This is a genomic window from Archangium sp., from assembly GCF_036389735.1.
Taxonomy (GTDB): Bacteria; Myxococcota; Myxococcia; order Myxococcales; family Myxococcaceae; genus Archangium.
Map to the genome: position 1 here is coordinate 1 of NZ_DASVWK010000857.1, position 9,149 is coordinate 9,149.

A 9,149-nucleotide genomic window follows, 5' to 3' on the forward strand; every position below is an offset into this window, starting at 1 on the left:
GCGCTGTCGAGGCAGGTGGTGCCGTCGCTGCTGATGATGGTGGTGACGGGCTTCGGGATGATGGTGGCGACAGCGGCGAGCAACACGCTCTTGCAGACCATCGTCGAGGAGCGGATGCGGGGCAGGCTGATGAGCTTCTACCTGATGGCCTTCGTGGGGACGGCGCCCTTCGGGAGCCTGCTGGCGGGGGCGCTGGCGGCGCGCATCGGGGCTCCGGCGACGATCGCCCTGGGGGGTGGGGTGTGCGTGGCGGTGGCGGCGTGGTTCTCCGTGAAGTTGCCCTCACTGCGGGAGCAGGTGCACCCCGTCTACCAGCGGCTGGGCATCCTGCCGCGAGTGGCCACGGGGATGCGCGAGGCCACGAGGCGGATGGAGCCCGTGGAGGACTGAGCCCCGCCACCCCGGGCCTGGGATTCAGTCGCGGGCCCGCTCGTTCTATGTTCGCGCGGGCGTCCCGGTAGACCCGACCCAGGAGCGGCGCATGAGTCGAGCGGCATGGCGGCACAGTGGTGTTCCCCCGACGGCGCGGCCCGCGCGGCTGCACGTGCTCACCACGCTGGTGGCGCTGCTGACGAGCGGGTGCCTCGGTCACTTCTACGAGGTTCAGCGTCCGGAGCTGGAGCGGCTCGTGCGGGCGCCTGCGCAAGAGCGCGGGCGGGACGTGTATGCGGTGCAGCAGTTCTCGACGGCCGCCGAGCCGGAGCCGGCCCCCCTCTGGGTGTCCCACTCCGGTGAGCCGCCGCTGGGCTACTCGATGGGGCTGCACGGCCACTGGGTGCCGGACTTCTATATCGACTACGGCGCGCCCTATTACGACCCACCCGCCCCGAGGCCTTCCAACCACCACGAGGCCGTGCCCGTGGGCTACGCCAGCTCCGGGGGGGGCTCGTCGGGCTCCACGGGCACGAGCAAGAGCGCGTCGGTGGGCTCCTCCATCAACAACGTGGACAAGCTGCTGGTGGCGGCCATCGTCGTGGGAGTCGCGGTGGGGGTGGGGCTGGCCGCCTCCGAGGGGGCCCGCTACGAGGGCACGGTGGCGGTGCATCCGCACCACCCGGTGCACCTGTGGTACCAGGGCGGACGGCAGGACATCGTCGCGCTGGACGAGCTGACCCCCGAGCATCTGCGAGGCGTCGAGCGGGCCACGCTGTCGGGCCGGGAGGGGGCGGGACTGTGGCTGCGGGGTGCCGCGCCGCTCAACCGCAAGGGGTTCTCGTACCAGTTCGGCGCGGGCGAGGACAGCCTCGGCCTTCCGGGCGGGCTCAACCCGAGGAGCCTCGGCTTCCGCTTCGCGCTCGGCTACTTCCCCGTGAAGAAGCTCGGCCTGCTCGTCGACTCGCGGCTCCAGAGCGGCGGTGACGGCACGGGCGGCTTCTACAACGTGCGCGCGGGCCTGGAGGCGCAGTGGTACCCCCTCGCGCTGTGGCGCCTGCACCTGGGCCCCTTCGTCGGCGGCGGCCAGTCGTGGTCGGCCTCGGCCGGAGGGGGGCTGCCCACCACCCAGGGCGAGCGGCCCTATGTCTCGTTTGGCGGGCTGGCGGAGTTCGAGGTGTCCACGCGTCTGGGATTGACGTTCCGCTGGACGCAGGACTGGCTGCCGACAGCCAGCCCGGGCACCCGCGACTTCATCAGCTCCTGGTCGGTGGGGCTCGCCATCTACTGAGCCCGCCGCCGCTCACGGCCCGCGCAGGCTGGCGATGTCGATGACGAAGCGGTAGCGCACATCGCCCTTGAGCATGCGCTCATAGGCCTCGTTGATCTTCTGGATGGGGATGACCTCGATGTCGGAGGCCACGCCGTGCTGGGCGCAGAAGTCGAGCATCTCCTGCGTCTCGCGGATGCCCCCGATGAGCGAGCCCCCGAGCTTGCGCCGGCCCATGATGAGGGGGAAGGCCGCCAGCGGGGTAGGGGCATCCGGCGCGCCGACGAGAATCATGGTGCCGTCCACCTTCAGCAGGTTGAGGTAGGCGTTGTAGTCGTGCGGCGCGGAGACGGTGTCGAGGATGTAGTCGAAGTGTCCGCGCAGGCTCGTGAAGGTGTTCTTGTCGGAGGTGGCGGCGAAGTGCGCGGCGCCCAGGGCCAGCGCGTCTTTTTGCTTGGAGGGCGAGGTGCTGAGCACGGTGACCTCCGCGCCCATCGTCTTGGCCAGCTTCACACCCATGTGGCCGAGGCCGCCGAGCCCCACCACGGCGACCTTGTCACCGGCCTTCACCCCGTAGTGGCGCAGCGGCGAGTAGGTGGTGATGCCCGCGCACAGCAGCGGCGCGGCGCGATCCAACGGGAGCGACTCCGGGATGCGCAGCACGTAACCCTCTTCCACGGTGATGTGGGTGGAGTAGCCGCCGAAGGTCGGCGCACCGTCACGCTCGCGGGAGTTGTAGGTGCCCACCATGCCCTCGGCGCAGTACTGCTCCTCGCCCTTGCGGCACGGGCCGCACGTGCGACACGAGTCCACGAAGCAGCCCACGCCGACCGCGTCACCGACCTTGAACCGGGTGACGGCGCTGCCCACCCGGGCCACCCGCCCGACGATCTCGTGGCCCGGCACCATCGGGAAGAGGGAGCCGCCCCACTCGTCACGCACCTGGTGGATGTCCGAGTGGCACACCCCGCAATAGAGGATGTCGATGAGCACGTCCTGGGCCCGGGGCTCCCGGCGCTCCAGGGAGAAGGGGGCGAGCGGGGCCTTGGCGCTGGGGGCGGCATAGGCACGGGTGGTCGGCATGAACTCTCCAGGTAGTGAAGGCGGCGAGCAAGGCGCACGCAGCGTGAAGGGACCATTCAACCCCAGGCTCGCGACGGCGCGGCCGGGGGATTCAGCATCAGTAGGTCCGCCGAGGCGGGGCGGAAGCGTCACAGGGGCGCACCGCCTCCCGGTAAGGCCCCTCCCCCGCCGAGGGACTTGACTTTCCGGGTATGGTGGAGCGCCTTGGATTCCTGCTAGTCTGGCGCTCCCTTACCGACTCGGGGATGAGTTCGCGATGATGAAGACAATACTGAAGATTATTGGTGGTCTGTTGGCCCTGGTGGTGCTGGCCGTGGTCAGCGCGTTGTTCTGGTCGTCGTCGAAGACCTCGGCCGCGATGGCCAAACGCTACGAGAAGCCGCGACTTGGCATCCGTGAGGCGGTGAGCTCCGCGCCGGTCGAGCTCGGCCAGCGGATCGTGGACATCCGCAACGCGTGCAGCGACTGTCACGGCAAGGACCTGGGCGGATTCACCTTCGCCAACGACGGCTTCGTCGGCAAGCTGCAGGGGCCGAACATCACGTCGGCCGCGCTCAAGGACTGGAGCGACGACGAGATCGCAGTGGCCATCCGCTACGGCATCGGCCGCGACGGTCGCCCGCTGATCATGATGCCGGCCCACGACTATCAGCACATGGCCAAGGAGGATCTCGCGGCGGTCATCGCCTATCTGCGCACCGTGCCCGCGGTCGACCGGAAGATCGGGCCGCCGGAGCTCGGTCCGGGTGCCAAGCTGCTCTACGCGGCCGGCAAGCTGCCGACCCTGCTGCCGGTCGAGCTCGTGGATCACTCGCGCGGCTTCGCCCAGAAGCCGGTGGAGGATGCGACGGCCGAGTTTGGTCAGTACCTGGCCGTGACGGCCTGCGCCGGCTGCCATGGCTCCGAGTACAAGGGGGGCCCGGTCCCCGGTGCGCCGCCCGATTGGGCGCCGGCCTCCTCGCTCCGCCTGGGCGCCGATGCGCGCTGGACGCAGGCGTCGTTCACCCAGACCATGCGCTCCGGCAAGTCGGCCCTCGACGGCCATGACCTGCGCATGCCGATGCCGGTCGAGCTCGCCAAGAAGATGAGCGACGCCGAGGTGGGCGCGCTCTGGTCGTACCTGTCCACGTTGAAGTAGTGGCGTGTCCACGGCCGGGCCGCTGGCGGTCGCCTCGACGAGGTGACGCCGGTGGCCCCGTGCCGCCCTGACTGCTCGGCGGCGGAGAGCAGGAGGGTCCTCCACACGGACCGGGTCCGGGGTACTCTGTGCCCCCATCCCGCAGGACCGACGAGGACCCGTAGTGAAACGTCTGAGCCTCCGTTTCCTCGCGCTCGTGCTCACGAGTGCGTTGCCCCTGTCCGCCCGCGCGCAGCCGCCGGCCCCTCCCGCGCAGCCCCAGGCCCCCAAGCCGGCCGAGGGCGCGGGCAAGCCCGAGGAGAAGAAGCCCGAGGAGAAGTGGGACGTGAACGCTCCCGGCTTCCCGGCCACCCAGGTGGACCTCGACGTCACCGAGGGCACGTGGATGAGCGTGGACGTCAGCCCCCAGGGGGATGAGCTCGCCTTCGACCTGCTGGGCGACATCTACACGCTGCCCCTCGAGGGCGGCGAGGCCAAGGCGCTCACCAGTGGCGTCGCCTGGGACATGCAGCCGCGCTACAGCCCGGACGGCAAGTCCATCGCCTTCACGAGCGATCGCGGCGGCGGCGACAACCTCTGGGTGATGAAGCGCGACGGGAGCGAGCCCACGGCGGTGACGCAGGAGAAGTTCCGCCTGCTCAACAGCCCGGCGTGGTCTCCGGACGGGCAGTACCTCGTGGCGCGCAAGCACTTCACCTCGCGGCGCTCGCTGGGCGCGGGGGAGATCTGGATGTACCACCGCGCGGGCGGGGACGGGGTGCAGCTCACCGAGCGCCCCAACGACCAGAAGGACGTGGGCGAGCCCGCGTTCTCCGCGGACGGCCGGTACGTCTACTACAGCCAGGACATCACGCCCGGGAAGACGTTCGAGTACAACAAGGACCCGAACGGGGAAATCTACGTCATCCAGCGGCTGGACCTGGACACGCGGGAGACGGAGCGCTTCGTGACGGGCCCCGGCGGCTCCATCCGCCCGACGCCCTCTCCGGATGGCAAGTCGCTGGCCTTCATCCGCCGGGTGCGCGGCAAGAGCACGCTGTTCGTGGCGGACCTGAAGAGTGGTGCCGAGCGGCCCGTGTACGACGGGCTCGAGCGGGACATGCAGGAGACGTGGGCCATCCACGGCGTGTACCCGTCGATGGCGTGGACGCCGGACAACAAGTCGCTCGTCTTCTGGGCGGGCGGCAAGCTCCAGCGCATCGAAGTGGCCTCGAAGAAGGTGACGCCGATTCCCTTCCACGTGCGAGGCACTCGCACGATTCACGAGGCGGTGCGCTTCCCCCAGGCGGTGGCGCCCGAGAAGTTCCCGGTGAGGATGCTGCGCTGGGTGCAGGTGTCTCCGAAGGGGGACAAGGTGGTGTACCAGGCGCTGGGGCACCTGTACGTGCGAGACCTGCCCAACGGCACGCCCAAGCGGCTGACGAAGCAGACGGAGCACACGGAGCTGTTCCCCTCGTTCTCCCGAGACGGCAAGAGCCTCGTCTACACGACGTGGGACGACGAGCAACTGGGCACCATCCGGGTGGTGCCGGTGACGGGCGGCGAGGGCAAGGTGGTGAGCGCGCGGCCGGGGCACTACGTGGAGCCGGCGCTGTCTCCGGACGGCAAGTCCATCGTGTACCGGGCCATTGGCGGCGGTCTCCTGCGCAGCGCGCTCTACAGCCGCGAGCAGGGCCTGTTCGTGATGCCGGCCTCGGGAGGCACGCCACGCCGGCTGGCGAAGGACGGCGAGCAGCCGCACTTCGGCGCGAGCGCGGAGCGGGTGTTCTTCCTGTCGGTGGAGCAGCGCGAGAAGGATGACGAGCGGGCGCTGAAGAGCATCCGCCTGGACGGGAGCGAGCCGCGCACGCACCTGACGAGCGACGAGGCGACGGAGTACCGGGTGTCGCCGGACGAGAAGTGGGTGGCGTTCCGGGAGAACTTCAACGGGTTCCTGATGCCGCTGCCGCGCGGGGCGAAGGGGGCGGTGGCGAGTCCCGAGGGCAAGGCGCTGCCGGTGGCGAAGGTGTCGCGCGACGCGGGCGAGTGGCTGCACTGGTCGGGGGACGGCAAGCGGCTGCACTGGGCGCTGGGGCCGGAGCTGTACACGCGCGAGCTGAAGGAGAGCTTCCGCTTCCAGGAGGGCGCGCCGGAGAAGCTGCCCGAGGCGCCGGAGAAGGGGCTGGACATCGGCTTCACGGCGAAGACGGACGCGCCGGAGGGCACGGTGGCGCTGGTGGGTGGCCGCGTCATCACCATGAAGGGGGACGAGGTCCTCGAGGATGGCGTGGTGGTGGTGAAGGGCAGCCGCATCGTCGCGGTGGGCGCGCGGGGCAAGGTGGCGGTGCCGGCGGGGGCGAAGGTGGTGGACGTGAGCGGGAAGACGCTCATGCCCGGCATCGTGGATGTGCACTGGCACGGGGCGATGGGGGACGAGGGCATTACGCCGGAGCAGAACTGGAAGCTGCTGTCCTCGCTGGCCTTCGGGGTGACGACGGTGCACGACCCGTCGAACGACACGGACACCATCTTCGCCACGAGCGAGCAGGTGAAGTCCGGCGTGATGGTGGGGCCGCGCGTCTACTCGACGGGCACCATCCTGTACGGCGCCTCGGGGGCGTTCCGCGCGCCCATCGAGACGTTGGACGATGCGCGCTCGCACCTGCGGCGGATGAAGGCGGTGGGGGCCTTCAGCGTGAAGAGCTACAACCAGCCGCGGAGGGATCAGCGGCAGAAGGTGCTCCAGGCGGCGCGCGAGCTCCAGATGATGGTGGTGCCGGAGGGTGGCTCGCTCTACCAGCACAACATGTCGATGGTGGTGGACGGACACACGGGCATCGAGCATTCGATTCCGATTCCGCGCGCCTACGAGGACGTGAAGCAGCTCTGGTCGCGCAGTGGCACGGGCTACACGCCGACGCTCATCGTGGCGTACGGGGGCGTGTGGGGTGAGAACTACTGGTACCAGAAGACGAACGTGTGGGACGACAAGCGGCTGCTCGCGTTCGTGCCGAGGCGGGTGGTGGACTCGCGCAGCCGCCGGCCGGTGATGGCGCCGGAGGACGAGTTCAACCATGTCCGCATCGCCGAGGTGACGAAGGAGCTGAACGACCGGGGCGTGAGCGTGCAGCTGGGCGCGCACGGGCAGCGCGAGGGCCTGGGGGCGCACTGGGAGATCTGGATGTTCGGCCAGGGGGGGATGAAGCCGCACCAGGCGCTGAAGGCGGCGACGCTGTCCGGGGCGCACTACCTGGGGCTGGACGGGGACCTCGGCTCGCTGGAGGAGGGCAAGCTGGCGGACCTGCTGGTGCTGGACAAGAACCCGCTGGAGGACCTGAAGAACAGCACGTCCATCAAGTACACGATGGTGGGCGGGCGGCTGTTCGACGCGATGACGCTCAACGAGGTGGGAGGGCGCCAGCGCAAGCAGGAGCCGCTCTTCTTCCAGCGTGAGGGCCAGGAAGCCTGGGGTCCGACGACGACGCTGAGCACCCACGAGGACTGAGCGGAGTCACCCGGAGGGGAGGGGACTCGCGGAGGTCCCCTCTCCCTTTCTTTTGACGTCTGGGCTTCACCCCGTTTTGCGTTAGCCCTCTGTAGAAATCGTTAGGAAACGGCTCTACGGCTTCACGTGATCACCAGAGATTGCTCGTGAAGAGACAGTGGATGAGCCTCGTCTCGCCGGGTCGGACGTTCTCGACCTGGATGTCCGGTAGGGGGGCGAGGAGCACGTCGGCAGTGAGACGTGTGGAGCCCAGTTCGGAACTCGCGAGCGCGTCCAGCCGCTCCTCGTGGAGCCTGAAGCGCTCGGGAAGTGGCGCGAACCAGGTCGTGGTCTCCACGACGCGTTTTCCCTCGTAGCGATGGTGCGAGGCGTAGAACGCGTGGAAGGGACCGAGCACGCTCGCGAGGAGGACCACGGCATCCTGGACGTCCGTGCCCATGGGCGAGTGCGGCAGATAGACCCGGACGTTGCGGCACGGGTAATGGAGGAGCGAAGGCTGGTCCCAGAGACCGGAGTCTGGCAGCCCCTCCTGGATTCGCTGGAGGAATGCCTGCCAGGCCGACCTGTCTTGCTGGGCGGCCATTCTCCGAGCCTCGCGCCGCACGGGCTCGGTGGCTGTCCCATAGCCCGGGTCATGGCTGGCCATGGAGGCGGGATAGAACTGGCGCACGAGTTTGCCGAGTTCGCTCGCGTCGGGATGGCTCATCACGGGTCAAACCTCCACGGTTCGAGCTACGGAAAGCGTTGGGTTTGAATGCCGGTGGCCTTGAACTTCGTGACGTCCGCTCCAGGAATCTGGGGGCGGTGTCAGGCACTTCGTATGGGGTCCGGAGGCGACGCCTCAGCGGGGCTCGGAGCCGCTGCCACCGTCCAGGCTGGTGACAGGAGGGCGCGGCACCGCGACGGGCAGAAGGCATTGGCCCTGGTAGGGGACGGTCTGTGGTGGGCAGGGGCTTTTCGCAATCGGAAGCCAGCACACGCCGGACACCTCCACCTCGAGGCCCTCCGTACAGGGCGCCTGCTTCTGGTTCTTCACCGGGCGCGGCGCGTTGCCGGACCGGCCCGGCACGGGGTCCACGTGGACGTCCGTGACCCAGGCCTCCAGCGTGGAATCCCGCACCTCGTCAACAGGTGCCAACGTTCCCGGCAGCAGCGCCACCACGAGCGCGGCGGCACCCGATAGCGCCAACCGCAGGCGCCACCCCGGGCGAGCCTCGTTGGAAGGGTGGAGGGCCTGGTCCATGCGCCCCATGGCCTTCTGCACATCCTCGAAGGTGCACACCAGTTCCTCCACGGAGTGCTTGTCGGGGGCCACGCACCACGGGGTGTGCTCCACCTCCACGGCGACGTAGCTGGGGGAGGTCGAGGAGATGAAGCGGACCCGACAATCGGGCAGTGGCTCCGTGCCCTCCTCGTCCTCGGCGGCGGGCTTGAGCAACAGGGTCGGCGCTCCGGTCGTCTCGTGCGTGGCCCGGTAGACCTCCACCCGGCTGTGGTCCTCCTGCGGCACCTGCTCCTGGAGTTGATACGGCCCCACCCGCTCCACCTCATCCCCGCTCGCCTCGGCCTTCTTCTCCTCGTCCATGCGTGCGCCTCGCCTACCCAGTGTCTCTTCGGAAGTGGTGTGCCAGGAGGTGACTTCAGGCGTCAACTCCCCTGTCGCACGGAGCGATCGCCCCTGAACATGGCGTCCGGGGGGTGGACGACTCGTCATGGGCGAGCGAGTGCTTCGACACCTTCTCCGGTCGCTCGCCCAGGAGGGAGGCGGCCCCTGTCATTCCGTCCTCGGGGCTCAGCTCTCC

At 69.3% G+C, this 9,149-nt stretch carries 7 protein-coding genes; 4 read left to right on the forward strand and 3 right to left on the reverse strand.

Going from position 1 to position 9,149, the window contains the following annotated elements; translation table 11 throughout:
* Together VF794_RS30645 and VF794_RS30650 are read left to right on the forward strand one after the other, a co-directional pair.
* The coding region (locus VF794_RS30645) for an MFS transporter (protein ID WP_331116561.1) at positions 1–390 on the forward strand (390 nt) is incomplete at its 5' end.
* A 91-nt stretch (positions 391–481) separates the two neighbouring features.
* Positions 482–1,663, forward strand: coding sequence for a hypothetical protein (locus VF794_RS30650; RefSeq protein WP_331116563.1), 1,182 nt, complete (start codon positions 482–484; stop codon positions 1,661–1,663).
* A gap of 12 nt (positions 1,664–1,675) precedes the next feature.
* Here VF794_RS30650 and VF794_RS30655 read toward each other — a convergent pair whose 3' ends face one another.
* Positions 1,676–2,725: an NAD(P)-dependent alcohol dehydrogenase gene (locus VF794_RS30655; protein ID WP_331116565.1), complete on the reverse strand. Its 1,050-nt coding sequence runs from the start codon at positions 2,723–2,725 to the stop codon at positions 1,676–1,678.
* A gap of 256 nt (positions 2,726–2,981) precedes the next feature.
* Between VF794_RS30655 and VF794_RS30660 the strand changes: the two genes are divergently transcribed.
* On the forward strand, positions 2,982–3,863 hold the full coding sequence (locus VF794_RS30660; protein ID WP_331116566.1) for a cytochrome c: 882 nt from the start codon (positions 2,982–2,984) through the stop codon (positions 3,861–3,863).
* 163 nt (positions 3,864–4,026) lie between these two features.
* A complete protein-coding gene (locus VF794_RS30665; protein WP_331116568.1) occupies positions 4,027–7,347 on the forward strand; it encodes an amidohydrolase family protein in 3,321 nt (1,106 codons plus the stop codon).
* A 130-nt stretch (positions 7,348–7,477) separates the two neighbouring features.
* Here VF794_RS30665 and VF794_RS30670 read toward each other — a convergent pair whose 3' ends face one another.
* Entirely contained in the window at positions 7,478–8,053 is a 576-nt protein-coding gene (locus tag VF794_RS30670; RefSeq protein ID WP_331116570.1) for a hypothetical protein, read from the reverse strand.
* Between the two features lie 135 nt (positions 8,054–8,188).
* Entirely contained in the window at positions 8,189–8,932 is a 744-nt protein-coding gene (locus VF794_RS30675; protein WP_331116572.1) for a hypothetical protein, read from the reverse strand.
* Positions 8,933–9,149: the final 217 nt, after the last annotated feature.